Origin of the sequence: Chryseobacterium takakiae, from assembly GCF_900129385.1 — a bacterium.
Taxonomy (GTDB): domain Bacteria; phylum Bacteroidota; class Bacteroidia; order Flavobacteriales; family Weeksellaceae; genus Chryseobacterium; species Chryseobacterium takakiae.
This window is the reverse complement of record NZ_FQVO01000011.1, coordinates 19,685-43,391: the sequence shown is the minus strand read 5'-3', so window position 1 is coordinate 43,391 and position 23,707 is coordinate 19,685. Positions and strand designations below refer to the sequence as shown.

General features: G+C 37.6%; 24 protein-coding genes. 14 read left to right on the top strand and 10 right to left on the bottom strand.

Annotation, left to right across the window (positions count from 1 at the left end; translation table 11 throughout):
* Nucleotides 1–17: 17 nt before the first annotated feature.
* Nucleotides 18–1,091: an RluA family pseudouridine synthase gene (locus BUA76_RS14190; protein ID WP_072885458.1), complete on the bottom strand. Its 1,074-nt coding sequence runs from the start codon at nucleotides 1,089–1,091 to the stop codon at nucleotides 18–20.
* Between the two features lie 71 nt (nucleotides 1,092–1,162).
* Nucleotides 1,163–2,260 carry a PASTA domain-containing protein gene (locus tag BUA76_RS14185; RefSeq protein ID WP_072885457.1) on the bottom strand — a complete coding sequence of 366 codons (1,098 nt, stop codon included), beginning with the start codon at nucleotides 2,258–2,260 and terminating at the stop codon, nucleotides 1,163–1,165.
* A 151-nt stretch (nucleotides 2,261–2,411) separates the two neighbouring features.
* On the opposite strand from BUA76_RS14185, the gene BUA76_RS14180 reads away from it, so the two are divergent.
* From BUA76_RS14180 to BUA76_RS14170, 3 genes are all read left to right on the top strand, one after another.
* Entirely contained in the window at nucleotides 2,412–3,401 is a 990-nt protein-coding gene (locus BUA76_RS14180; protein WP_072885456.1) for a D-alanine--D-alanine ligase, read from the top strand.
* Nucleotides 3,402–3,480: 79 nt separating this feature from the next.
* A complete protein-coding gene (coaD, locus tag BUA76_RS14175; RefSeq protein WP_072885455.1) occupies nucleotides 3,481–3,948 on the top strand; it encodes a pantetheine-phosphate adenylyltransferase in 468 nt (155 codons plus the stop codon).
* 80 nt (nucleotides 3,949–4,028) lie between these two features.
* The gene (locus tag BUA76_RS14170; RefSeq protein ID WP_072885555.1) at nucleotides 4,029–4,661 is read left to right on the top strand and encodes a trimeric intracellular cation channel family protein; all 633 of its coding nucleotides are present in this window, start codon (nucleotides 4,029–4,031) and stop codon (nucleotides 4,659–4,661) included.
* Between the two features lie 98 nt (nucleotides 4,662–4,759).
* On the opposite strand, the gene BUA76_RS14165 is transcribed toward BUA76_RS14170, so the two are convergent.
* Both BUA76_RS14165 and BUA76_RS14160 read right to left on the bottom strand, forming a co-directional pair.
* On the bottom strand, nucleotides 4,760–5,326 hold the full coding sequence (locus BUA76_RS14165; protein ID WP_072885454.1) for a hypothetical protein: 567 nt from the start codon (nucleotides 5,324–5,326) through the stop codon (nucleotides 4,760–4,762).
* Nucleotides 5,327–5,416: 90 nt separating this feature from the next.
* Nucleotides 5,417–5,911, bottom strand: coding sequence for a dihydrofolate reductase (locus tag BUA76_RS14160; RefSeq protein ID WP_072885453.1), 495 nt, complete (start codon nucleotides 5,909–5,911; stop codon nucleotides 5,417–5,419).
* A gap of 74 nt (nucleotides 5,912–5,985) precedes the next feature.
* Here BUA76_RS14160 and BUA76_RS14155 point away from each other — a divergent pair, with 74 nt between their 5' ends.
* The 5 genes from BUA76_RS14155 to BUA76_RS14135 all read left to right on the top strand — a co-directional run bounded on the left by BUA76_RS14155 (nucleotide 5,986) and on the right by BUA76_RS14135 (nucleotide 10,419).
* Entirely contained in the window at nucleotides 5,986–6,594 is a 609-nt protein-coding gene (locus tag BUA76_RS14155) for a LemA family protein (RefSeq protein WP_072885452.1), read from the top strand.
* Entirely contained in the window at nucleotides 6,594–7,025 is a 432-nt protein-coding gene (locus tag BUA76_RS14150; RefSeq protein WP_072885451.1) for a TPM domain-containing protein, read from the top strand. Before BUA76_RS14155 ends, BUA76_RS14150 begins: the two co-directional genes overlap by 1 nt.
* The gene (locus BUA76_RS14145; RefSeq protein WP_072885450.1) at nucleotides 7,006–7,806 is read left to right on the top strand and encodes a TPM domain-containing protein; all 801 of its coding nucleotides are present in this window, start codon (nucleotides 7,006–7,008) and stop codon (nucleotides 7,804–7,806) included. The genes BUA76_RS14150 and BUA76_RS14145 overlap by 20 nt, the downstream gene beginning before the upstream one ends.
* 210 nt (nucleotides 7,807–8,016) lie before the next feature.
* The gene (locus tag BUA76_RS14140) at nucleotides 8,017–8,538 is read left to right on the top strand and encodes an NAD(P)H-dependent oxidoreductase (protein WP_072885449.1); all 522 of its coding nucleotides are present in this window, start codon (nucleotides 8,017–8,019) and stop codon (nucleotides 8,536–8,538) included.
* 3 nt (nucleotides 8,539–8,541) lie between these two features.
* A complete protein-coding gene (locus BUA76_RS14135) occupies nucleotides 8,542–10,419 on the top strand; it encodes a monovalent cation:proton antiporter-2 (CPA2) family protein (protein ID WP_072885448.1) in 1,878 nt (625 codons plus the stop codon).
* Here BUA76_RS14135 and BUA76_RS14130 read toward each other — a convergent pair.
* On the bottom strand, nucleotides 10,416–11,234 hold the full coding sequence (locus tag BUA76_RS14130; protein ID WP_072885447.1) for a head GIN domain-containing protein: 819 nt from the start codon (nucleotides 11,232–11,234) through the stop codon (nucleotides 10,416–10,418). The genes BUA76_RS14135 and BUA76_RS14130 overlap by 4 nt on opposite strands.
* 227 nt (nucleotides 11,235–11,461) lie before the next feature.
* On the opposite strand from BUA76_RS14130, the gene BUA76_RS14125 reads away from it, so the two are divergent.
* The 3 genes from BUA76_RS14125 (at nucleotide 11,462) to BUA76_RS14115 (ending at nucleotide 14,828) form a co-directional block, all read left to right on the top strand.
* Entirely contained in the window at nucleotides 11,462–11,827 is a 366-nt protein-coding gene (locus tag BUA76_RS14125; protein ID WP_072885446.1) for an SPW repeat protein, read from the top strand.
* A 138-nt stretch (nucleotides 11,828–11,965) separates the two neighbouring features.
* Complete coding sequence (locus BUA76_RS14120; RefSeq protein WP_072885445.1) at nucleotides 11,966–14,107, top strand: M3 family metallopeptidase; 2,142 nt, start codon at nucleotides 11,966–11,968, stop codon at nucleotides 14,105–14,107.
* A gap of 343 nt (nucleotides 14,108–14,450) precedes the next feature.
* Nucleotides 14,451–14,828 (top strand): YchJ family protein, encoded by a 378-nt coding sequence (locus tag BUA76_RS14115; RefSeq protein ID WP_072885444.1) that lies wholly within the window; start codon nucleotides 14,451–14,453, stop codon nucleotides 14,826–14,828.
* A gap of 74 nt (nucleotides 14,829–14,902) precedes the next feature.
* On the opposite strand, the gene BUA76_RS14110 is transcribed toward BUA76_RS14115, so the two are convergent.
* The 3 genes from BUA76_RS14110 to BUA76_RS14100 all read right to left on the bottom strand — a co-directional run bounded on the left by BUA76_RS14110 (nucleotide 14,903) and on the right by BUA76_RS14100 (nucleotide 16,688).
* Complete coding sequence (locus BUA76_RS14110) at nucleotides 14,903–15,403, bottom strand: FKBP-type peptidyl-prolyl cis-trans isomerase (protein WP_072885443.1); 501 nt, start codon at nucleotides 15,401–15,403, stop codon at nucleotides 14,903–14,905.
* Nucleotides 15,404–15,505: 102 nt separating this feature from the next.
* Nucleotides 15,506–15,757, bottom strand: a complete 252-nt coding sequence (locus BUA76_RS14105; protein WP_072885442.1) for a VF530 family protein — start codon at nucleotides 15,755–15,757, stop codon at nucleotides 15,506–15,508.
* Nucleotides 15,758–15,833: 76 nt separating this feature from the next.
* Nucleotides 15,834–16,688 carry a hypothetical protein gene (locus BUA76_RS14100; RefSeq protein ID WP_072885441.1) on the bottom strand — a complete coding sequence of 285 codons (855 nt, stop codon included), beginning with the start codon at nucleotides 16,686–16,688 and terminating at the stop codon, nucleotides 15,834–15,836.
* Nucleotides 16,689–16,771: 83 nt separating this feature from the next.
* Between BUA76_RS14100 and BUA76_RS14095 the strand changes: the two genes are divergently transcribed.
* The 3 genes from BUA76_RS14095 to BUA76_RS14085 are packed head-to-tail and all read left to right on the top strand — an operon-like array spanning nucleotide 16,772 to nucleotide 21,485.
* Nucleotides 16,772–17,977, top strand: a complete 1,206-nt coding sequence (locus BUA76_RS14095; protein WP_072885440.1) for a metallophosphoesterase family protein — start codon at nucleotides 16,772–16,774, stop codon at nucleotides 17,975–17,977.
* Between the two features lie 3 nt (nucleotides 17,978–17,980).
* Nucleotides 17,981–21,016, top strand: a complete 3,036-nt coding sequence (locus tag BUA76_RS14090; RefSeq protein WP_072885439.1) for an AAA family ATPase — start codon at nucleotides 17,981–17,983, stop codon at nucleotides 21,014–21,016.
* A gap of 22 nt (nucleotides 21,017–21,038) precedes the next feature.
* Nucleotides 21,039–21,485 carry a PH domain-containing protein gene (locus BUA76_RS14085; protein ID WP_072885438.1) on the top strand — a complete coding sequence of 149 codons (447 nt, stop codon included), beginning with the start codon at nucleotides 21,039–21,041 and terminating at the stop codon, nucleotides 21,483–21,485.
* Nucleotides 21,486–21,526: 41 nt separating this feature from the next.
* Here the strand turns inward: BUA76_RS14085 and BUA76_RS14080 are convergent, their stop codons facing one another.
* Nucleotides 21,527–22,546, bottom strand: a complete 1,020-nt coding sequence (locus BUA76_RS14080) for an LLM class flavin-dependent oxidoreductase (RefSeq protein ID WP_072885554.1) — start codon at nucleotides 22,544–22,546, stop codon at nucleotides 21,527–21,529.
* Between the two features lie 80 nt (nucleotides 22,547–22,626).
* Nucleotides 22,627–23,703 (bottom strand): acyltransferase family protein, encoded by a 1,077-nt coding sequence (locus tag BUA76_RS14075; protein ID WP_083573240.1) that lies wholly within the window; start codon nucleotides 23,701–23,703, stop codon nucleotides 22,627–22,629.
* Between the last annotated feature and the right edge of the window lie 4 nt (nucleotides 23,704–23,707).

Here is a 23,707-nt window from a genome sequence, read left to right as displayed (position 1 = left end):
AAATTCTCAATATATTTTTAGTTTTCTAAATAATTTCTCCATTTTTTTACAGCATCCGCCATATCTTTCGGCATTGGGCTTTCAAAATATAATTCCTTTTTTGTAGTGGGATGTATAAAACCTAAAGTATGGGCATGGAGCGCATGTCTGGGCAGAATTTCAAATACATTTTTTATAAACTGCTTATACTTAGGAAGATTCACACCACGGAGAGGTGTATGTCCTTCATATCGTTCATCATTAAATAAGGTATGCCCAATATGTTTGAAGTGCGCTCTGATCTGGTGGGTCCTTCCTGTTTCCAGTTTACATTCTACCCAGGTCATATATCTGAATCTTTCCAGAACTTTGTAATGCGTCACGGCATGTTTTCCCTGGCTTCCGTCTTCATAGGTATGCATCTGCATTCTGTTTTTCGGGTGGCGGCCGATATGACCTCTTATCGTGCCTTCATCATCCTGTACATTTCCCCAGACGAAAGCCCAATATAATCTTTTGGTTTTTCTGTCGAAGAATTGTTTTGCTAAAAAGCTCAACGCATATTCATTTTTTGCAATAACCAGTAATCCGGACGTATCTTTATCAATCCTGTGGACCAGCCCTACCCTGTCGAGATCGGATTTTTCTCCATTCTGTTCAAAATGATACGCTAAAGCATTCACCAAAGTTCCGTCCCAGTTTCCGAATCCGGGGTGCACCACCATTCCGGGATCTTTATCTACAACGATCAGATCATCATCTTCGTATACGATATTGATGGGAATATTCTGCGGAATAATAAAATTCTCCCTTGGCGGATGCGCCAGCAGCACGGAAATCTGATCGCCTGGCTTTACACGGTAATTCTGTTTTACAGCAACGCCGTTTACGATAACGTTTCCGGCCCTGCAGGTTTGGGAAATTTTATTTCTTGACGAATTTTGCCGGAAGATCAATAGGAATTTATCGATTCTCAGAGGTTCCTGACTTTTATCCACCGTAATATTAAGGTGTTCATAAAGTCCTTTATTTTCCTCATCAATATCAATATTGTCGATACTGTTCTGGTCTGATAATTCTTCATCGAAAAAATCTTCGTTATCTTCTGCCATTGTTCTATTTTTTATACAAAAGGCTTCAACATAGTGAAAGTTGAAGCCTGTATTTTTATGAAAATTTGTTGTTATTCTACAACTATTTTTTTAGCTTTCGGCTTTTCTGAAGGTTTCTGTGTAGTTGCAGCAGGTTTATTAGCCGTATTGGTTCCAGTGGTAGTGGAAGACGGAGTTTTCGGCTTTGATGGATCATTTACCGAGGAAGTAGTAGTCTTTGCCGCAGGTTTCTGAGTATTTGTTTTCTGAACCTCAGCAGAAGGCGTGGGAGTTTCTCTTTTAGGTGTTGTTGACGGCGGAGGCGGAACATCAGTCTGCTCTTGGTAAACAGGCATTTCCTGATACTGAATAGGCGGCAAACCTGTATCTACCTTCATTCTATAAATAGAATTCAACTCTTCTATTTTTGCTCTCAGTTCAGCCGGAGTTCTTTTACTTGCCCAAAGATCCATCTGCATTCCCTGATCTCTCACATCTCCTGCAGCAGGATCCTGATAATAGATAATATCCGATTCGTCTTTACTGCCGTCTTCATGCTCTACAAGACCCACTTCAAACATACTTCTGGCGATCACCGCTCTTGCTTCTTTTACCGTAAGTCCCACAACATTAGGAATAGTTATATTTCTCAGCGGCCCTGAACCGATCACAACATCCACCACAGAAAATCTTGGAAGTTTGGTTTTAGGTTTAACAGCCGTTCCTTTGTACAATATTCTTAACACTGCATCTTTCTGAATGCTTGGTTCAAAAATAGTATCTCCAACTTTTAATCCTACCTGTTCCAATCTCTGGAATGCAAGACCTGAATATTTATTAATGACATCAGGAACTTCCACTCTGGCCCAGGTTCTCGGATTCACTTTCAGCTGAATTGCTCTTCCGTCTTTTACACGGGATCCGGGCGCAGGATACACCTGCAATACCTGGAACGGTCTGTATTTGGGATCATATTTAAAACTGTCCACTTCATAATCCAACCCTGAATCGTCCAATATTTTGATTGCTTCCTGTACCGATTTATTGACAATATTGGGAACGGGAATTTCCTGACCGTGATTGGTGTGATACTCCAGCCAACGGAATGTAAGCCAAACCAATCCCACGAAAACACCGATGGCAACAACTAAGTTCAGTAAAACTTTCCAATTGAAAAGTGATTTAAGCATACTAAAAATACTATAATTAGACAGCAAATATAATTAATATTTTAGAATGTGCTTCGATTTACCTTGAGCATTTTCGTTTTCAAAATTTAAGAATTTCCAAAATTGCATGATATAAAATCATTAAATTTGCCCTAATTGATACTTTAAGAATATGAGCAAAAAAAGTGTTGCTGTAGTGATGGGAGGCTATTCTGAGGAATACGTTGTATCACTCAAGAGCGGACAACTGATCTATGATTCCCTGGACAGAAATCTCTATGATGTATATAAAGTAGTTGTTCTTCGGGATGAATGGTATTTTTTAGATGAAAATAACCGGAAATTCCAGATCAACAAAGGTGATTTTTCTGTAACAACAGATAACAATACATCGTTGAAATTTGATGTCTGTTTCAACATTATTCACGGCACACCGGGTGAAAACGGAATTCTTCAGGCATACTGGGATGCTATCGGACAGAAATATACAGGCTGCGATTTTTACCAGAGTGCCCTTACTTTCAATAAAAAAGACACGTTGGCCGTACTTTCAAAATACGGTATCCCTTCTGCTAAAAGTGTTTATCTAAGGAAAGGCGAAGAAATCAATCCAGATGAAATTATAGAAAATCTTGGACTCCCTGTTTTTGTTAAACCGAACCAGTCGGGATCTTCATTGGGAATTTCAAAAGTAAAAGAGAAATCAGAACTTATTGCTGCAACGGAAGTCGCTTTTAAGGAAGATGATGAAATTTTAATTGAAAGTTTCCTTGACGGAATGGAAGTATCCGTAGGCGTTGTCGATTATAAAGGAGAAGCCATTGTCCTGGGCATCACCGAAATTGTTCCGAAAAATGAATTTTTCGATTACGAAGCTAAGTATGAAGGAGCATCGGAAGAAATTACTCCTGCAAGAATTGATGATGAAACGAGAATCCGCGTAGAAGAGATTGCAAAAAGAGCGTACAATTCTCTTGGAATGAGCGGTTTTTCACGAAGTGAATACATTCTGATGGACGGAATTCCCTACATGCTGGAAATGAATACCAATCCAGGCTTTTCTCCTGCAAGCATTCTTCCGCAACAGGCTAAAATTTACGGAATTTCTATCGCAGACCTTTGCGGAAATGAAGTTCAAAAAGCATTAAATAAAAATAAATAAGAAGTTAGATATTAGAGGTGAGCGGTAAACGGTTTGTAAAACCTTAATCCGAAACCTAAAACTCAAAACTATTTTACGCATGAAAATTGCTGTTTTCCCGGGTTCATTTGACCCTATTACTTTAGGACATTACGATATCATAGAACGGGCAGCGCCGCTTTTTGATAAATTAATCATTGCCATCGGGCAGAATTCCCAAAAGAAATATATGTTTCCTCTGGAAAAAAGAATGGAGTTCATTCAAAATTCCGTTGCCGAATTTCCGAATGTAGAGGTTGATTATTTCGAAGGCCTCACTGTAGATTACTGTTTTGAAAAAAATGCTCAATACATTATCCGAGGATTGAGGAATCCTGCCGATTTTGAATTCGAAAAAGCGATTGCTCATACCAACAGAACTTTAGCCCACAAAAAACTGGAAACTGTATTTTTATTAACCTCATCAGGAAAATCCTTCATCAGCAGCAGCATTGTGAGGGAAATCATCAACCACGGCGGAGAATATGAGCTGCTGGTTCCGGACTCGGTGAGAGTTGAGAAAAAATAAAATAATTGATAAATGATGATTGATGACTGATACAATATTCAAAAAAATCAATAATCAATCATCTTTTATCATTCATGAATATGCACGAACAGTTCAATTTTGCCATAGAAGTCCTGGGAACGATATCTTTTTCGATGTCGGGAAGTTTTGCGGCGATGCAGAAACGGCTCGATCCGTTCGGGGTACTGATCATTGCATTTGTAACTTCAGTGGGTGGAGGAACGGTAAGAGATTTATTACTGGATATCCCGGTATTCTGGATGCATGATCTTTTAACATGTGCTTTAATCATCCTGACCAGCATTTTCACCATGGTTTTTAAATCTTTTGAAAAAAACTTTAGGGTAACGTTATTTATTTTCGATAGTTTCGGACTGGGCTTGTTTACGATTATCGGCGTTCAGAAAGGACTTCATGCAGATATTCATCCTTTAATCTGTATTGGATTAGGAACTATTACCGGATGTTTCGGAGGTATTATCCGGGATATTCTACTCAATAGAATCCCTTTGATTTTCAGAAAAGAAATCTATGCAACGGCCTGTATCGTGGGAGGTTCTGCATTTTTATTACTGACCAAGTTTACCACTTTATCATATACCATCATTCAGATTTTCACTATTTTACTGATTGTTTCCATCAGAACGTTAGCCGTGAAATACCACTGGCAGATCCCGAAATTTTATGGGTATGAAAATAATTCTGAGATGTAAAATTAATTTTAATAATAAGAGATTAAATATTAAATTACCTTGTATAAAACAAAAGCATCCAAAAAATTAGATGCTTTCATTTTTTTATTTAATTTTCTTTAAAAGAATTTCCCTCTGTTTCTCATATTAGGATTATGCATGTGTTTCTGCATAGTCGGCATTTTCAGCTGTTCTTTCATCATTTTGATCTGATCGGTCATCATTCCGGCGCTGTCCAGCCGTTTCGCCTCATCAAGTAATTTTTGTCCTTCCTGTTTTCTTCCTTTTGAAATCGCAGCAGCGGCAAGATTTAACGTAGCCATTGCACGGTCATGCTTCATATTAAGACCGTACTCTAATGCTTTTTTCATGAGAGGTTCTACCTTTGTCGGATGATCTTGTGCTTGTGTTAATCCGGTAAGGTAATGAAAATAACCATACTGAGATTTGTGAAGCTGTGTCTGGTAATTCGTGATATTTTTCAGCCAGTCTGCCGCCTTTTCCATATTCTGTTTTCTCAGCTGCCAGAAAGCAAGAAGAATATATTCATTTTTAAAGAAAAGCAGAATCGGAATAGCAGATAGAATAACCAAAACAATTCCCCATCCGATATTTCTATTCATCATCAGATAAACTGCTATTGCAATAATTATCGCAGAGATTACGAACTTTATGTATTTATTCATTATTAAATTTTAAAAGTGCAAAGATAGAAAAATTAGAGGTTAGAAACTAGAAGTTGGAAACGAGAATTTCCACAACTTCTAACTCTTTGATTATTCACTCTTAATTTTCTCATACGTTTGAAAGCAAAAATCATATTGATTCTTTTCATCTTTTTCGTGGCAGATTTCATCTGTTTTTTTCCAGATCTTAGAATCGATCTTTGGAAAGAAAGTATCTGCTTCAAGATCAGCTTTTACTAAAGTTACTTCAAGCTTATCAACCATATCCATTGTCTGTTCATAAATTTTACCACCGCCGATGATGAAAATTTCCTCATCAATTTTCTTGGCAAATTTTACGGCTTCCTTTATACTTCCCACAATCAGAATCCCTTCTTCAAACCAGTCGTTCTTTCTAGACACAACAATATTCGTACGATTGGGAAGAGGTTTTCCGATGCTTTCATATGTTTTTCTTCCCATAATCACCGGATGTCCGGAAGTGATCTCTTTAAAGTGTTTTAAATCTTTTGGGAGATGCCAAAGTAACTGATTTTCAAAACCAATTTCATTCTTTACTCCCATTGCCACGACTATTGTTGTCATTAAAATTATTTTTTACAAAATTAGCACATAATTTGTATATTTGATCAGCACAAAAAATATTAAAAAATTAAACTATGAAAAACAGAGGCTGTCTGAGCGCCGGAACCATCGGCATTGCTCTTCTGATTATCGTTGCAGTTTTATTCTTCTGGGGAAAAAGCGGCTACAATAATTTTGTAACGAAAGAACAGAACGTAAATACCAAATGGTCTAATATAGAAACGGTTTATCAGAAAAGAGCCAACCTGATTCCCAATCTTGAAAGAACCGTAAAATCTTATTCCAAATTTGAGCAGGAAACATTAACAAAAGTGGTTGAGGCCCGTTCAAAAGCAACCTCCATCAACATCGATCCTACGAATATGACAGAGCAGGATTTGGCAAGATTCCAGGCTGCACAGGGTGAATTATCCGGAGCATTAAGCAGATTGATGGCTGTTGTGGAATCCTATCCGAATTTAAAAGCAGACCAGCAATACATTAATTTCCAGAGAGAATACACTGCCATTGAAAACAGCATCCGTACAGAAACGGTATACTACAATCAGGCAGCTCAGGATTATAATACAACCATTAAAAAGTTCCCGAATAATATTTTGGCAAACTTTACCAACTTTAAAGAAAAACCTTATTTCAAAGCTGCGGCAGGCGCAGAAAAAGCACCTGAAGTATTCACTGAATAATGGCCAGAAATTTCCTAACCAATCAGCAGATAGCTTCCCTCGTGGAGGCTATTCAGTCGGCAGAAGAACATTCTACCGGCGAAATCCGTGTACATATTGATTCCAATACGGACACTGACAATGCTAAAACCGCATTCAAGGTCTTTGAAGAATTGTGCATGGCAAAAACTGCCGAAAGAAATGCCGTGCTTTTCCATGTTAATTTTGAACAAAAGTACCTTACCATTATCGGTGACACCGGTATTCATGAAAAAGTACATCAATCTTACTGGGATCATCTGCATGATTTCATGACTTCTGAATTTGCCAAAGGAAATTATTACAAGGCACTGAAAAGTGCCATTCTGGAAACCGGTCTTGAACTCAAAAAACATTTTCCTGTAACAGGAGAAAACCCCAATGAGCTGTCTAATGAAATTACCTTCTCTTAAAATAGTATTTTCATTTCTACTTTTATGCTTTTACACATTTGTATCAGCACAATATTCTATTCCGGACAAGCCGGCGGTTTTATATCCTGTTTTTGATGAAGCCAATCTTCTTTCCGAACAGGAAAAAAACGACCTTAATAAAAAACTGATTGCCTTTTCAGATTCTACTTCTACGGAAATTGAGGTAGTTATTATCAAATCAACAAAAGGCGAAGATGCCAATTTCCTGGCTACCCAATTTGGTGAAAAATGGGGAATCGGGCAGAAAGATGTTGACAATGGTGTTGTTTTTTTAATTGCAACCGAAGACCACACCATGTCTATCCAGCAGGGACGGGCAGTTGAGCAATATTTAACAGCTTCTGTTGCAGGACAGATTCTTGATTATATCGTAACCCCGCATTTTAAGCAGGGTGAATGGTTTGAAGGAATTGACCGCGGAACTTCTGCAATTATGGAAGCCGTGCAGGGAAAATTCAAACCTTTAAAAAAGAATCAGAAGAACGAAAACGGAGGTCTTATTAAAATTATCATTATAGCTTTTGTCATCTTCATTATTTTTGCCATCCTTTTCGGAAACAGAGGCGGTGGAAATGATGATGACGACGATGTTATCCTTTCGAGAAGAGGCCGACGAAATTATTCCGGCGGGTTCTTTCCTTTCCCGGGCAGCTTCGGGGGTGGAGGTTTTGGTGGCGGAAGTTCTGGCGGGGGCGGAGGATTTGGCGGATTTGGCGGGGGCGGAAGCTTCGGAGGCGGGGGCGCTTCCGGTGGATGGTAGATTCGATTATTTTAATTTCAATTAAATCATTTACAATAATTTCTATACTCTTTTCTTTCCATAACCATATGGGAAAATTTCATATAATTAATAAATTATTATTAAGTATTCCTTAATTAATAATGAAAAACTGTATTAAAAATTAATAACATCCTTCTAAATCTGTTTTAAAAACAGATTTTTTTCATTATATTTACCTAAAACAGGTTTATGAAGAAGACGTTGGTAGTTTTTGCACATCCTTATTTAGAGCACTCCAACTCGAATGCAGAGCTCATCAATTTCTATGTTCGCCACCAGCATTTTACCTTAAGAGACCTTTACGAAGAATATCCGGATTTTCATATTGCCGCATTCAGGGAAAGAAAAAGAATAAAAAACTATGAACGTTTTATTTTTCAGTTTCCCCTGATCTGGTTTGGAATGCCTCCTCTGCTGAAACTCTGGATTGATGAGGTATTTGACCGCGACTGGCTCAAAGAAGGAAATTATAATCCTCTTGAGGGAAAGGAAGTTTATATCCTGGTCACTACCGGCGGAAAAGAAAGATCATTCCACAGAAACGGAACCTACAAATTCACTGTTGAAGAATTAATCAGCGGGCTCATCGTTTCGTTAAATGTCTTTAAAGCTAATATTAAAAGTATTAAAATCGTTTACGAGGCCAGTAAGCTTTCAAAAAAAGAAATCATAACCCATAAACAGGAATTTTCAGAACTTCTTAATCAATAAACTATGGAGACAAGCCTAGCCATGAATACCCTCTTATTCCTGGGCGTTGCCATTATTATGGTTCCCCTGGCAAGGAAATTCGGACTAAGTTCTGTGATTGGCTATATTGCAGGCGGAATTATCATCGGCCCTTACGCATTAAAACTCACCGGAAGAGATGTGGATGACATCATGCACGCCAGTGAATTTGGGGTGGTAATGCTGCTTTTTCTAGTCGGATTGGAGCTTGAGCCAAAAAAATTCTGGGACATGCGGAAGAAAATTATCGGGCTGGGGCTTACTCAGATGCTTCTTACCATTTCGTTGCTTTTCCTGGTTTTCATAATGGTTGGATGGCCTTTAGACAAATCAATCGCTATCGCCATGTGTTTCGCTCTTTCTTCCACAGCGATTGTTTTACAGACCTTACAGGAAAAAAATAATTTAAAAACATTGGCAGGTGAGGCTTCGTTTTCCACACTTTTATTCCAGGATATTGCGGTAATTCCTATTCTGGCGATATTGCCGCTGATCGCACATTACAAGGCAAGACATCAGGATAATGAAATTCAGGTACTCATTCAGACCCTTCCGGAATGGATGCAGTTTGCAACCGTAATTTTAGGCGTGGTGATATTAATCTTGCTGGGAAGATATGTCTTTGTACCTTTTTTAAGATATGTTTCAAAATCCGGAATGACGGAACTTTTAACGGCTTCTTCCCTATTTCTGGTCATAGGAGTTTCGGAATTAATGGTTGCCATTGGCTTATCGCCCGCTTTGGGAGCTTTTCTTGCGGGTGTGATGCTGGCCAACAGCGAATTCCGGCATGAGCTTGAGGCCCATATTGATCCGTTTAAAGGATTGCTGCTTGCTGTTTTTTTTGTGAGTGTAGGCTCAACAATGAATTTTAATGTCATTCAGGATGATCCCATTTTTATTTTCAGTACTGTTTTTGCGGTATTGATCATTAAATTTATTGTTCTATTTTTTATCGGGAGATTTTTTAAAATTGATACCCCTCAAAGTCTGTTTTATGCTTTTGCGCTTTCACAGGTAGGAGAATTTGCTTTTGTATTGATCAACTATGCTTCCAATCTTTATCTTTTTGGGCCTGAACTTAATGCACAAATGATGGCGGTTACTGCCATTACGATGTGTATCACTCCTTTTCTGTTGATTATTAATGACAGACTGATCACTCCACGTTTTATCAAAGAAGTTCCTGATTCTGATAACGATTTTAATATTCTGGAAAGCAATCCTCGCCAAAAGAAAATTATTATTGTAGGATTCGGGCATTTTGGAAGCACGGTAGGAAGACTTCTGAAGGCCAATAAAATTTCTGCAACGGTTTTAGACAGAGATTCTGACCGTGTTAAATTATTAAGGAGCTACGGTTTTAAGGTATATTATGGTGATGCTACTAAAATTCCCACTTTACGCGCTGCAGGAATTGAAGATGCAGAAATACTGGTTCTCTGTCTGGATGATCCGGATGACAATAAATTTGTTGCTGAAATAGTCCGCGAAAATTATCCTCACGTAAAAATATTTGTAAGAGCTAAAAACAGAATTGATGCATATGACTTTTTAAATAACGGTATCAATAATATTTATCGTGAAACCTTGGGTACAGCCGTTGATATGGCAGTGGACGTACTCCACGAAACAGGAATGCGTAAATATGCCGCAAGACGTCTCGGGCAAAGATTTATGGCTATTGATAAAGAATCCATCAGAAAACTTGCCAAGGCTGAGGAAGATGATGAAATTCATCTTTTTACCACAAAAGAAATCCTCCAGAGAGAGGAGGAATTATTGGCTTATGACAATCTTAATTTTGAGAATAATCAATGGGAAGATTCGTCTAATGATGAAGACGATAATGAAAATAATTAATGAATACTTACGCTTCCACCGCTATTTTCCTGTTTCGTTACAGAAGTTACATTTCCTTTCTTAGAAACATCTATACTCCCTCCCGAAGAAGCTTCCGCATTAATGGATGATGCAGCACTGATATCAATACTCGCTCCGCTTGAGGCTTCCGCTTTTAAGTTATCTGCAACAAGATTTTTGGCAGAAATGCTGCTTCCTGATGATGAAGAGACTTCTGCGTTTTTAGCTTTTCCTGAAAGATCCATACTGGCTCCCGAAGAGGCATCAATATCAAGATCCACTGCCCATATTTTACCTGAAAAACGGCTGCTGCTTCCGGCAGAAATATCAAAATCATTGGCTTCAAGATTTCCGCTCACTGATCCTGCACTAGATACTTCAATACTTGTTTTTTCCTGAACGAATTTATCTTTAACCACTATGCCTGCCGCAGAATTAGCTTCTAATTTCGTAAAATCTTTAGCATAAATTTTTGCAGTAACATTATGGTTATTCATCACCCTGATTCCCTTTTTATAATGAATATGAAGTTCACCACCGCTGATATCAACCAACACATCATCAATGATATTTTCAGGGGCGGAAATAACGACCTTCTCCACATCAGATTTTATAATTTCTGCCTCTATGGCCTGTGAAACTTCAATCTCGTCAAAATTACCTGTTACCTGTTTTTCTCTTACAGGTCCGTGATCGGTATTCACTACATTTTTCACCCAGCTCCCTTCACCGTCATTCTGCTTCTTTTCTTTGTTGCCATCACAAGATGCCAATACTACAAAAGCTGAAAAAATAATAAGTTTTGTTGATTTCATACTCAATGGTTTTTATGATTATCTTATTTATAGACACCTAATTTATAAAAAATATTACATCTCTTTTAAATATTATACGATCAGAATCATAATACTCAATCTTCAAATATTTTTTTTCTATTGACACACAATAAAAAACGCTAAAAATCAATAATTTATACCACATTTACAGACTCAATGGTACATGTATTGGACTATAGTTTCCACACATTACAAAATATAATATTATGATTTCATCAAAAACACACGCTATTCTGGATTATCTTGTAGGCATCATATTAATTGCCGCACCATGGATTTTAGGATTCGCTGATGACAGCGCAGCAACCGTAACTCCTGTGCTTATTGGTGTTTCTACACTATTGTACAGTATTCTGACAAACTATGAGTATTCTATTGCAAAAGTAATTCCCTATAAAATTCATCTTACAATAGATTTTGTAGCGGGATTTTTGCTGATGGTTTCCCCATGGCTGTTCGGATTCAGTGACCGGATTTACCTTCCGCATGTTATTTTGGGAGCTTTTGAAATTGTTGCGGTGCTGCTTTCCCGTAAAGCAACATCAACAGTTCATACACCCAAGCAGATTTAGAACTCATTTAATTTTTTCAATGCAATACCACAGCGCTTTTCCGGATTCGGAAAAGCGCTGATTCTTTAATCATAAGATATAAAATCCTGCACTTTTAACGGAAGATTTAATATCTTTAGGCATTATTAATAAATCATTATGAAGAAGATTTCATCAGTATTATTAATTTCTGCGTTAGCATTTAATCAATCCTGTACTACAATGAAAAGCACTGAAACTCAAACGGAAGTTCCCACCCCGGACGCTTCCCTGTCGTCTAATCCCTTTATGAAGAAAAGCAAACTTCAGTATGAGGCACCGGAATTTGACAAAATTAAAGATGAACATTTTAAACCCGCATTTGATTTCGGACTAAAGCAACATGATGCTGAAATTCTGAAAATCGCCAATAATCCTGAAGCTTCAACTTTTGAAAACACATTAGTAGCCCTGGAAAAAAGCGGTGAAGTGCTGAAAAGAGCCGTGATTGTTTTCTCCAATCTTACCAGTGCCAACACCAATCCTACATTGCAGGCTCTGGATGAAGAATACGCACCGATTTTTGCGGCACATTCCGATAAAATGTATCTGAATGAAAAACTTTATAAAAGAATAAAAGCCATTTCGGAAAACGGACTTGATTCTGAAAGCAAAAGACTTTTACAGTACTATAAACAAAATTTTGAAATTGCCGGAGCTAATCTTTCCGCAGCAGATAAGGAAAAATTAAAACAGATCAATCAGGAATTAGCTTCTTTATCTACTCAGTTTTCTAATAAATTGCTGGAAGCCAGAAAACAGGGCGGTGTTTTCTTTACGGATGCAAAGGAACTTGACGGACTTTCTGCCGATGAGATTGCGGCTGCCGCTACCGATGCTAAAAATGCAGGAAAAGAAGGCCAGTATCTTTTAGCTTTACAGAATACAACCCAACAGCCTCTTTTGCAAAACCTGAAAAACAGGGCTACAAGAGAAAAACTGTTCAAAGCATCCTGGACGAGAGCAGAAAAAGGTGACGGAAATGATACGAGAGAAACGATTGAAAAATTAGCAAAACTAAGACTGAAAAAAGCACAGATTTTAGGCAAAAAGAGCTTCGCAGAATGGAAATTGCAGGATCAGATGGCAAAAACTCCTGAAGCTGCCACGAAATTAATGAACCAGATTGCAACACCTGCCGTGGAAACTGCAAAACGTGAAGCAAAAGACATTCAGGATCTTATCAATCAGCAAAACGGTGGATTTGAAGTAGAACCTTGGGACTGGAACTACTATGCCGAGCAGGTACGAAAAGCAAAATTTGATTTGGATGAAAGTGAAATCAAGCCTTATTTTGAAATCACAACAGTTCTGGAAAAAGGAGTTTTCTTCGCTGCCGAAAAGTTCTACGGACTGACTTTCAAAAAGAGAACAGACCTGCCGGTTTATCATCCGGATGTAGTAACCTATGAGGTTTTTGATCACGACGGTAAATCTATTGCGATCTACTATCTTGATTTCTATACAAGGGATTCTAAAAACGGAGGCGCATGGATGAGCAACTTTGTTGAACAGTCTTATTTACTAGGCACGAAACCTGTTATTGTAAACTGCTACAATTACCAGAAGCCGGCTCCGGGAAAACCTTCATTAATCAGCTTTGATGATGTTTCAACGATTTTCCATGAATTCGGACACTCTATTCACGGAATGTTTGCCAGCCAGAAATATCCTTCTCTTTCAGGAACCAATGTACCGAGAGATTTTGTGGAATTTCCTTCACAGATCAACGAACACTGGGCACTGGATCCTGTGGTTTTGAAAAATTATGCTTTACATTATGAGACAAAACAGCCAATACCTCAAACTCTGGTAGATAAGATAAAAAAAGCTTCCACATTCAATCAGGGTTATATGACTACAGAATTGGTATCCGCTGCCGAACTGGATATGGACTGGCATACGGTAACCAATGAAAGTGAGTTAATTCCTGTTTTAGATTTTGAAAAACAATCATTAGCAAAGCACGGATTTACTTTATCAACAGTTCCTCCAAGATATCATACCCCTTATTTTGCGCACATTTGGGGTGGCGGTTATTCTGCCGGATATTACGCATATCTTTGGTCTGAAACACTGGATAATGACGCTTGGGAATGGATTAAAAATAACGGTGGACTTACCCGGGAAAACGGAGACCGATTCAGAAAGTATATTCTTTCTGTAGGAAATTCTGTTGACCTGAATCAGGCATTCAGAGATTTTACGGGCCACGATCCGGATATCAAGCCTTTATTAAGAAGCAGAGGATTTATTAAATAATTTTTAAGAGCATTCAATTTTTGGATGCTTTTTTTTATTTCTAAACACTAGCAGCACAAATATTCATCAAAATTTTTCTCTCGCTGATTATTCAAATAATAATATTTTTAAATGTTCTGAAAATATCACGAAATATATTAAATCTATATTCTTTGGGAGATTTTCTCTCGCTGATTTTACAGATAATGCTGACTTTTAATTATTTTGAAAATTATATAAGTTTTGGCTAAAGCCTAGTGGAACTGATTATTTTTTAGCCGAGCTAAAGCCCGGCTCTATTGACATCCGACTTTTTGTAATTGGTAAAATATTCGCGTAATTTTGTGTTCAAAGAATAAACAAAATGAATTGCCCCTGCTGTTCCGGAAAAACCTACGAAGAATGCTGTAAGCCTTATCATACAAGAGAAAAATATGCTCCAACAGCGGAAGCTTTAATGCGTTCAAGATTTTCGGCTTTTGCTATTCCGAATGGTGAGTATTTAATGGAAACAACGCTTCCCAGCAAAAGAAAATATCACAGTAAAAAAGACTTACAGGAATGGGGAGTGCGTAATACCTGGACAAAGCTGGAAATTGTAAACAAGCCTTCTTTACATAAAGTAGAGTTTAAAGCTTTTTATACGGATGAAAATAACGAGCCGCAGATTCATCACGAATTATCAACTTTTAAAATGATTCAGAACCGTTGGTATTATGTAAGCGGTGAATTTTTAGAGTAAAGCAACTTGAAACAGAAATTAAAAGCTTAGATAATTATTAAAAAAATGTCCGAAAAAAATCGGACATTTTATATTTAATGGGCTTCATTTCCGTCAACTCCGTGAGCATGACCATGTGCAAGCTCTTCTTGTGTTGCAGGACGCGTGTTCAAAACTTCTACCTGGAAATCTAAAACTTTTCCGGCCATGGGATGGTTAAGATCCGCTACTACCGCTTCCGGCGTTACTTCTACCACAAACGCCTGAAAATTATTCCCCTGGTTATCCGATAATGGTAAAATAGCTCCAACCGGCGGAACTCCGGATTCCTGGAACATATCGATCGGCAATTGTGCAATGGCATCCGGCTGTCTTTCACCGTAAGCTTCTTCCGGCTGAATTACAAATGATGCTTTATCTCCAGCATGTAATCCCAAAATATTCTGCTCAAATTTTGGAATCATCATTCCAACACCGTACAAGAACGTTAGTGGATTTTCTGCTGTGGTCTCTTCTACAAGAGTTTTACTACCGTCTTCTTCGATGGTGTGAAGGATGTAACTTACAGCTACAACATGATTGTTTTCGATTGTCATATTTTTTCTTTTTTTCGTGAATTTTCACGATTAACATTACAAATATACTGTTTTTGGATTCATTGGGCGAAGAATAACGGGTAAAGAAGCATCCTTCACATTCTACTTCTGACCTCTCGTTTCTTTTCTTTTTTTCTCTCTCAGCATAAAAAGATAGAGGCTTTCCACTTTTGTTCTTGCCCAAGCCGTTTTCCTGAGAAATTTCAGGGATGAGCTGATGCTGGGGTTATCTGTAAAACATTTGATATTGATTTGCTCGCCAAGCCTTTCAAAACCGTTGTAATATTCTACAAGTTCTTCAAGAATGGCATCAAGCCGTTTGCCATGAAGGGGGTCTTTAGATTGCTGTTCCATCTTGTAAAAGTAGAAATAAATTGGTATTTGATCACAAGCAATCCTGAAATTTAGATAAATGTAAATTATGCTTGCTTCATTCTTCTTCCTTTTCTGTCTTCGATTTACCCTTTTTATTTTTAAGCATCTTTTCAGTCATACCCTTAAAGTCTTCTGTTTTCATAATTACCAGGTTATTATCTGAATTCCAGATGCTGACAAATTTTTTAGAAATCGTAGTGTAACTTTCCCAGCCGGTAAATTTCTGGTATAACATCAGTGTACAAATATCAGTGGGTGTGATCGCCTGCCATTTGTCAATAACATGGCTGTGCATTCCGCTTATTGTATGACCGATTTTTTCATCATTAATTTTTTGGACGATCATACTATTGTGTAGTTTTTCAACATTTTTCACCTGATTCTCATTATCAAAAGTGATCAGGTAATCATTTCCGAAAATGACGGCATTTCCTGCAGAAGTTGCCGTTAAAACATACACTTTTTTAACTTTATTCCTTATTAGAGGCACGATATTAAGATTTGTATCTTTATATATTTTAAAGATCGAATCATTCTGCATTCTTTTCAAAGCATTTTGCCTTATTGTAAAATATTCGGTTTCGTGAGGAGTAAAATCTCTTTCGCTAAGATCAATTTGTGCATCTTTCGGATTGTAATTCGCCGGAAATGAAATTGTGCCAATTACTTTTTGGCTTTTAGAGAAAAAAATACATTTGGGGATTCCTTCGTCCAGATAAGAAAAATAACCTCCGATATTTTCACGGTTCTTATAGTTTTCAATAAAAATATCAGTCCCGTTCCAGCTGGTCATCTCGCTGTGATACAAGGCAATTCCCTCCTCATTAATCTCTTTTGAGAATTTTTCAGGATTCTGTGCCGTCACGGGAAAAGTGAACAATACAGCTAGTATTGTAAGAATTTGATTCATGTTGTTAGTTTTTTCAAAAGTAGTGATAATAATGTTGCATACCACAATTCTTACTTTTCATTTATCTTCTTTACATTTACATTATGAAAATTCTGCATACTGCCGACTGGCATTTGGGTAAACGTCTCGACCGCTTTTCAAGGCTGGAAGAGCAGGTTTTGGTAATGGAAGAGCTTATACAAACTGCCGATGAACAACATGTTGATTTAATTCTGATTGCCGGAGATCTGTTTGATAATTTCAACCCGGGGGTGGAAGCCGTTGAGTTATTTTACAAAACATTAAAAAGATTGTCGTTAAATGGAAAGCGGCCTGTGATTGCTATTTCAGGAAACCATGATTCTCCAAGCCTTATTGATGCGCCCGATCCTTTGGCCCGTGAATGCGGAATTATCCTTATTGGCCATCCCAAAGCCACCATCGCTCCTTTTGAGCTGGAAGATTTTAAAATTTCAAAATCAGCAGAAGGATTTATCGAGCTTAGTTTTAAAAACCATAATTATCCGGTAAGAATTCTTCATACACCTTATGCCAACGAAATCAGGCTAAAACAATATTTTGGCGAGCAAAAAGAAGCAGAACTGAACAACGTTCTTGCACAGCACTGGCAGAAAAATGCAGCTGAATTCTGTGATGAAAACGGAGTAAATCTGCTTATAACCCATCTGTACATTAACAAAAAAGGAAAACCTCTGCTGGATGAGCCCGAAGGCGAAAAACCCCTTAAAATAGGAAATGCAGACCTGATCTATTCAGATATCATTCCTCATCAGATTCAATATACGGCGCTTGGCCACCTGCACCGTTTTCAGAATATCGGAACCGAAGAAAAGCCAGTGGTGTATTCATCTTCTCCCCTTTGCTATAGCTTCAGTGAGGCAGGGCAGACCAAATATATCTCTATTGTTGAAGCTGAACCGGGCAAAACTGTCCGTTTTGAAAGAATCCCGATTAAAAACGGTAAATGCCTGGAAAGAAAAAGCTTTGACTGTATCGAAAAAACAGTGGAATGGCTTACCACAAACCAGGAAACTTTTGTAGAACTTACTCTTGAAAGTGAGACCTTTCTGACAGCTGATGAAAGAAAACGGCTTTACCAGTCACACAAAGGAATTGTACACCTCATTCCGAAAATCAAAAATCAGGAACTGAATGAAAACCAGCTTCGGGATATTAATCTCAATCAGGATATCCAGTCTTTGTTCAGAGATTATTTTAAATCTAAAAACGGCGGCCAGGATGCCAATGAAGAACTTATCAACCTTTTTAACGAAATTCTTAATCCTTAGCCTATGATTCCGATTCAGCTTACTTTAGAAGGTATTTATTCTTATCAGGAACGTCAAAAAATAGACTTTGAAAATCTTACGGAGGCCGGACTTTTCGGTATTTTTGGAGCCGTAGGTTCGGGAAAATCTTCAATACTGGAGGCGATTTCATTTGCGTTGTATGGAGAAACGGAAAGACTTAATGCCCGCGACCGGCGAACCTACAATATGATGAATCTAAAATCAAACCGATCTTATATTGAATTTGATTTTATCAATTCTGAAAATAAAAAATACCGTGCGACACGTGAATTTAAAAGAAATTCTAAAAACTTTGAAGATGTAAAAACACCATTGGTAACATTTTATGAATGGAAAAACAATAACTGGATTCCGCTTGATCACTCAAATGCTGAACAGATTGTAGGATTAAGCTATGCTAATTTTAAAAGGACGATCATCATTCCTCAGGGACAATTTAAAGAGTTTCTGGAACTTGGAGCTGCCGAACGAACGAATATGATGAAAGAGATTTTCGGGCTTCAGCGCTTTGATCTTCAAAACAATGTTTCCATTATTAATGCAAAAAACCGTTCAGAACTGGATCAGCTGGAAGGGCAGCTGAAAGGATTTGAAGAAGTAAATGAAGAGCAGATTTTATTGAAAAAGGAAAATTTAAAGCTCGAACAGCAGAAATTTGACGACATCCTGAAAAGTTTCAGAGAAACGGAAAACACCTATTCCAGACTGAAGAGTTTAAAAGAAGATTTTGAAGTATTGAAAGAGAAGAAAGCTCATTTTCAAAAGCTATCCGAGCAAAAAGAAAATGTTGATCTTCTGGAAATAAAAACAGAACTCTATGACCGGATATCAAGAATATTTATGCCATTATTTTCTGAAAAAAATAAGCTCGCAAAAGAGATTGAAGAACAAATACGGCTCAGGGAGCTCCAACAGACCATTGTAAAAGCCACAGAACTTCAGTTTGAAAAACTTAAAAGGGAGCTTGCAGCGATACAACCTCAATATGAAGCCCTGCATCAGTCGAAAATACAGGAAAATGATCTGAGTCTGATCGTGCAGATGATAAAAGTTTCGGATGAAATTAAAATCCTGAAGGAAAGAACCGAAAACGGTTTTCAAAAGGTAAAAGAAGTGGAAATCATTCAGAAACAGATTCAGGAAAAAATGGAAGAGCTTTCCAAAAAATCTGAACTTTTAAAACCCGGAAAAATTGATCCCGGATTACTTGTGAGTGTAGGAAACTGGTTTCTGGAACATAAAAAATTAAAAGAAAACCTGAACATCCAGATCAAAAAAGCTGATGCCAAGAAATATGAAATCGTTGCCATTTCCGGAGAACTTGAGCTGTTAAAGATCAATCCTGAAACCTTTAAAGTTGATTTCAGGATTCAGATTCAAGAACTGGAAAATCAGAAAAAAATCCTTTCTGACAAACGAAATCAGCTGGAAGTTCAGCAGAAACTTTCTCATTTTGCCAGCGAACTGCACGACGGTGAAGCCTGTCCGCTTTGCGGCGCTCTGGAACATCCGAATATGGTGGAATATCATGATGTAACCTCAGAATTACATGGCATTCAGCAGCAAATGGATCAGCTGGATCAGCAGAAAGAATATATTCAGAAACAGATATCGGAAGCGGAAAAAATTCTTGATCGAAAGAAAATTTTTGAAGAACAGCTGAAATACGAAGCAGATCAGACGAAACAGATTCAGCTTCAAATTGAAAATCATCTTAAAAAATTTACCTGGAAAGAATTTAATGTAAATAATGAAGCTGATTTTGAAGAACAAAGACAACGTTCTTTTACTATTGAAAAGCATTTAGAAGAACTGAATGAGCAAATCAGCGCGGAACAGAAAAACCTCGATAAGGAAAGAAACAACCTCGACAGCTACAACAAAGCATTGGAAAAATTCCGGCTGGATGAAGCCAAAAAAGAAGAGCAGATCAAAACCAATAAAGCTAACCTGAAAATCCTGGAATGGAAAAATTATGCTGAAAAATCTGTTCAGGAAGTAGAAGAAACTTTTCATAAGCTTTCTCAATCCAACCGCGAAACGGAGCAGAATTACCAGCAATTAATAAAAGAAGAAAAAGAAATTTCACCAAAACTTGCCGAACAAAAAACTATCGTCAATCAGCTTGAAAAAAGGATTTCCGAGCTGGAACAGGAAATTGCGGGCAATACGCTGTTAATTGAAACAGCATTATCCGAACAGCAATTTGACCAGCATAAAGTGCTGGAAATCCTGGCAGAGAAAATTGACGTTGAGGAAGCAAAAAATCTTATCCAGGAATTTAAAATTAAGTTTCAAACGCTGAAAAACAGCATTACCGAGCTTGAACAAAAATTAAAAGATTTCGCTTTTGACCAGGAAGAGTTTTCAGCGGTTGAAAGCCGATTTGCCACCCTTGAAGCAGAAGTGAAAACCGCTAATGATACTGTTGTAAAAATTAAATCTGAAATTGAAAGGCTTGAAAAAGAATTTAATAAAAAAGAAAATCTTCTAAAGCTTTTATCACAGCTTCAGAAACGGGCTGAGAACCTTAAAATCATGACCAATCTCTTTAAAGGCGCCGGATTTGTTCAGTATGTTTCATCTATTTATCTGCGGCAGCTTTGTGACCATGCGAATGTACGTTTTCACAGGATGACAAGAAATCAGCTGAGCCTGCAACTTAATGATAACAATGATTTTGAAATCATTGATTACCTCAACGAAGGTCGCAGCAGAAGTGTAAAAACCCTTTCCGGCGGGCAGGCTTTCCAGGTTTCACTGAGTCTGGCTCTGGCTTTGGCAGAAAGTGTTCAGAACAATGCAAAAGCGGAAAAGAATTTCTTCTTTATTGATGAAGGCTTCGGGACACAGGATCTGGAATCAGTGAATATTGTTTTTGAAACCCTTGTTAATCTTCAGAAAGAAAACAGGATTGTGGGTATCATTTCCCACGTAGAAGAGCTGAAGGAAAAAATCCCCGTATCGCTGAATATCATTAAAGATGAGGAAAAAGGCAGCCAGATTGAAATCGTATAACTTTATTAAATATAGTTGAATCATGCAAAATCTACCCGTTATTTTAAAACCCGGAAAAATAAAAAGCAGTATTTTACTGGTAATCAGTATCGGATTTGTTGCTTTAGGAATTTCACTTCTGGATCGAAATATGCTTATTGCGGTTCTGAATATTGTGTTTTTTGGTCTCTGTTTCATTGTTTTTCTTCTCAACCTTATTCCCGGTTCCTCTTATCTTAAGATCGATGAAAAAGGAATTGAGATGAAAAATCTTTTCAGGACGACTTTTATTCCCTGGCAGGCGGTGAATTCTTTCGGAACCAAATGGGTCGCTTTTAATAAGCTTGTCGTTTTTGAACTGAATAAAAATCTTGCCGGAGAAAAACTGAAACGTAGACAGGGAGGGTTTCCTGACACATACGGAATGTCCGCAACAGCACTTGCTGAACTTCTGAATGAATACAAAGCGAAGTTTGATCCTTCCGTTTAAAAATTAAAATTCCGCTGAAAATAACTTCAGCGGAATTTTTTTTATTTTACCTGTGGTCCTACTTTTTCTCCGAATAATTCGATGGATTTTCTCATGATGGCATCTTCCGGAGCACCCACGTCCATATGTCCGATGAATCTCGTAATCCCGAAAATCTCTTTCATATAAGCAATTTTATCGGCAACTTCATTAGCATTCCCAATGAACAATGCACCATCTTTACTTCTTCCGCCTTCATACTGCATCTTGGTGTAGGGAGCCCAACCTCTGGCAGAACCTATTCTATCCATCTGTGACTTATAATTGTGGAAATAGCCGTCTATTACTTCCTGGTCTTCACTTACAAAAGTATGCGAGTGGATGGCAATCTGCATTTCAGATTCCGGATGTCCGGCTTTCAGATATTCCTGTTTGTAGAAATCGATCAGATTTTTAAACTGTATCGGCATTCCTCCAATAATTGCCACCACTAAAGGCATTCCTAATTTTGCGGCACTTAAAACAGACTGTGGTGTTCCGCCTACCGCTCTCCAAATAGGAAGTTTTCCGCCATTTTTAGCTCTTGGATAAACAGTTTGGTTCTGCATTGGCGCACGAAGTTTTCCCGACCAGGAAACATTTTCTTCGGAATTGATCTTTAAAAGAAGTTCTAATTTCTCATCGAAGAGCTCTTCGTAATCATTCAAAGAATAGCCGTACAGCGGAAAGGATTCAATGAAGCTTCCACGGCCCACGAAAATTTCCGCACGTCCGTCTGAAATCAGATCGATGGTTGCAAAATCTTCATAGACTTTTACGGGTTCGGAAGAGCTGAGAACCGTTACCCCGCTTGCAAGCTTTATATTTTTGGTAACACTTGCCGCTGCAGCAAGCACAATTTCCGGTGAGGAGACCGCATAATCGGGACGGTGATGTTCGCCCATCGCAAAAACATCAATTCCCACTTCGTCCATAAGTTTTACCTGATCAATTATTTCACGGATTTTAATTCCCGCATCTCTATATTTTCCGGTTGACTGATCTATTGAAAGATCGCCAAACATTCCGATACCTAATTCCATATTGTTGATTTTCATAGATACAAAGTTACTTTATCCAAAAAACAGACACATTGATCTTTGATAAGAACGAATTGCTGAATCTACACCCTGCTTTTAAGTTTTAGAAATTGCTTCTCAAAAAGATGATAGGATAACATGGAAAAAACGACCGAAAAGATGAATGACAGGAGCACAATAATGATCCAATTCCATTCAAAACGGTTTCCTATTTTCACAAAAAGCATGATAAAAATAGTATGGAGCAAATATAATGCGTAGGTGTACTTTCCTAATTTAGCAAGAATGCTTGTATCGGAGATTTTAAAAACATTCTTTGTTCCCAGCGTCGAAAGGATCAGTCCTGAAAATAAAATACTCAGCAGAAATGAGATTGCTTTGGGATCAAATATAATGCGAGCATTTGCTGTCAGAACAATTATTGTCAGAACAGATAACGCATAGAAGTATTTATAAATTGCAGGAATCTGTTCCAGTTTTTTGATGATATTTTTCCTGAAAACAAAAATATAAGCCGGAATTCCGCCAAAAGCAAAATAATGAATATTGGTAAAAAGATCCAGTGTAATGATCCCGTAATGTTGATACACTGCCTGCATCACAAATGAAAAAATGATACATCCTAACAGCAGTTTCGGAATATTCTTTAACGAAATCCAGTAAAAAGCCAGTCCCCAAAAGATATAAAAATGTTCTTCAATACAAAGCGACCAGATGACATTTAACGGTGAAACATTGGGAAATGTACCCGTCCACATCTGCATATAATTTTCTAAGAAGGTAAGGGTGAAAAACCAATTGGGTTCATATCCTTCATTGGAATAGGAAATGTGAAAAAAGTCCAGGACAAAAGGCGTGCAGAAGGCCAAAACAACCATGGCGTAATACAAAGGCCAGATCCTTAAAATTCTTCTTATAAAGAACTTTTTAAGATCAATTTTTCCGTGAGCATTTATTTTCTCAACGATCAGAATATAGGTGATTAAAAAGCCGCTCAGTACAAAGAAAAAAGAAACCCCAATTCCCCCTTCTTTAGCAAAATAATGAAGAAAACTGTCTTTTGGAATCGGCGAATGGTGCAGGAAAACCAACAAAAAAGACAGAAACCTCAACGAATCAAACGTATGAAAGTGTACTCTGTCTTTTTTTATAAAATTCATTATG

Bases quoted from the DNA above. Each gene is read 5' to 3' on its own strand.
- BUA76_RS14170 (WP_072885555.1), top strand. From the start codon at position 4,029: ATGCACGAACAGTTCAATTTTGCCATAGAAGTCCTGGGAACGATATCT.
- BUA76_RS14090 (WP_072885439.1), top strand. From the start codon at position 17,981: ATGATTCCGATTCAGCTTACTTTAGAAGGTATTTATTCTTATCAGGAA.
- BUA76_RS14105 (WP_072885442.1), bottom strand. From the start codon at position 15,757: ATGGAACAGCAATCTAAAGACCCCCTTCATGGCAAACGGCTTGATGCC.
- BUA76_RS14180 (WP_072885456.1), top strand. From the start codon at position 2,412: ATGAGCAAAAAAAGTGTTGCTGTAGTGATGGGAGGCTATTCTGAGGAA.
- BUA76_RS14110 (WP_072885443.1), bottom strand. From the start codon at position 15,403: ATGACAATCGAAAACAATCATGTTGTAGCTGTAAGTTACATCCTTCAC.
- BUA76_RS14125 (WP_072885446.1), top strand. From the start codon at position 11,462: ATGATTTCATCAAAAACACACGCTATTCTGGATTATCTTGTAGGCATC.
- BUA76_RS14130 (WP_072885447.1), bottom strand. From the start codon at position 11,234: ATGAAATCAACAAAACTTATTATTTTTTCAGCTTTTGTAGTATTGGCA.
- BUA76_RS14120 (WP_072885445.1), top strand. From the start codon at position 11,966: ATGAAGAAGATTTCATCAGTATTATTAATTTCTGCGTTAGCATTTAAT.
- BUA76_RS14155 (WP_072885452.1), top strand. From the start codon at position 5,986: ATGAAAAACAGAGGCTGTCTGAGCGCCGGAACCATCGGCATTGCTCTT.
- BUA76_RS14160 (WP_072885453.1), bottom strand. From the start codon at position 5,911: ATGACAACAATAGTCGTGGCAATGGGAGTAAAGAATGAAATTGGTTTT.
- BUA76_RS14135 (WP_072885448.1), top strand. From the start codon at position 8,542: ATGGAGACAAGCCTAGCCATGAATACCCTCTTATTCCTGGGCGTTGCC.
- BUA76_RS14165 (WP_072885454.1), bottom strand. From the start codon at position 5,326: ATGAATAAATACATAAAGTTCGTAATCTCTGCGATAATTATTGCAATA.
- coaD (WP_072885455.1), top strand. From the start codon at position 3,481: ATGAAAATTGCTGTTTTCCCGGGTTCATTTGACCCTATTACTTTAGGA.
- BUA76_RS14100 (WP_072885441.1), bottom strand. From the start codon at position 16,688: ATGAATCAAATTCTTACAATACTAGCTGTATTGTTCACTTTTCCCGTG.
- BUA76_RS14150 (WP_072885451.1), top strand. From the start codon at position 6,594: ATGGCCAGAAATTTCCTAACCAATCAGCAGATAGCTTCCCTCGTGGAG.
- BUA76_RS14185 (WP_072885457.1), bottom strand. From the start codon at position 2,260: ATGCTTAAATCACTTTTCAATTGGAAAGTTTTACTGAACTTAGTTGTT.
- BUA76_RS14095 (WP_072885440.1), top strand. From the start codon at position 16,772: ATGAAAATTCTGCATACTGCCGACTGGCATTTGGGTAAACGTCTCGAC.
- BUA76_RS14145 (WP_072885450.1), top strand. From the start codon at position 7,006: ATGAAATTACCTTCTCTTAAAATAGTATTTTCATTTCTACTTTTATGC.
- BUA76_RS14080 (WP_072885554.1), bottom strand. From the start codon at position 22,546: ATGGAATTAGGTATCGGAATGTTTGGCGATCTTTCAATAGATCAGTCA.
- BUA76_RS14115 (WP_072885444.1), top strand. From the start codon at position 14,451: ATGAATTGCCCCTGCTGTTCCGGAAAAACCTACGAAGAATGCTGTAAG.
- BUA76_RS14075 (WP_083573240.1), bottom strand. From the start codon at position 23,703: ATGAATTTTATAAAAAAAGACAGAGTACACTTTCATACGTTTGATTCG.
- BUA76_RS14085 (WP_072885438.1), top strand. From the start codon at position 21,039: ATGCAAAATCTACCCGTTATTTTAAAACCCGGAAAAATAAAAAGCAGT.
- BUA76_RS14140 (WP_072885449.1), top strand. From the start codon at position 8,017: ATGAAGAAGACGTTGGTAGTTTTTGCACATCCTTATTTAGAGCACTCC.
- BUA76_RS14190 (WP_072885458.1), bottom strand. From the start codon at position 1,091: ATGGCAGAAGATAACGAAGATTTTTTCGATGAAGAATTATCAGACCAG.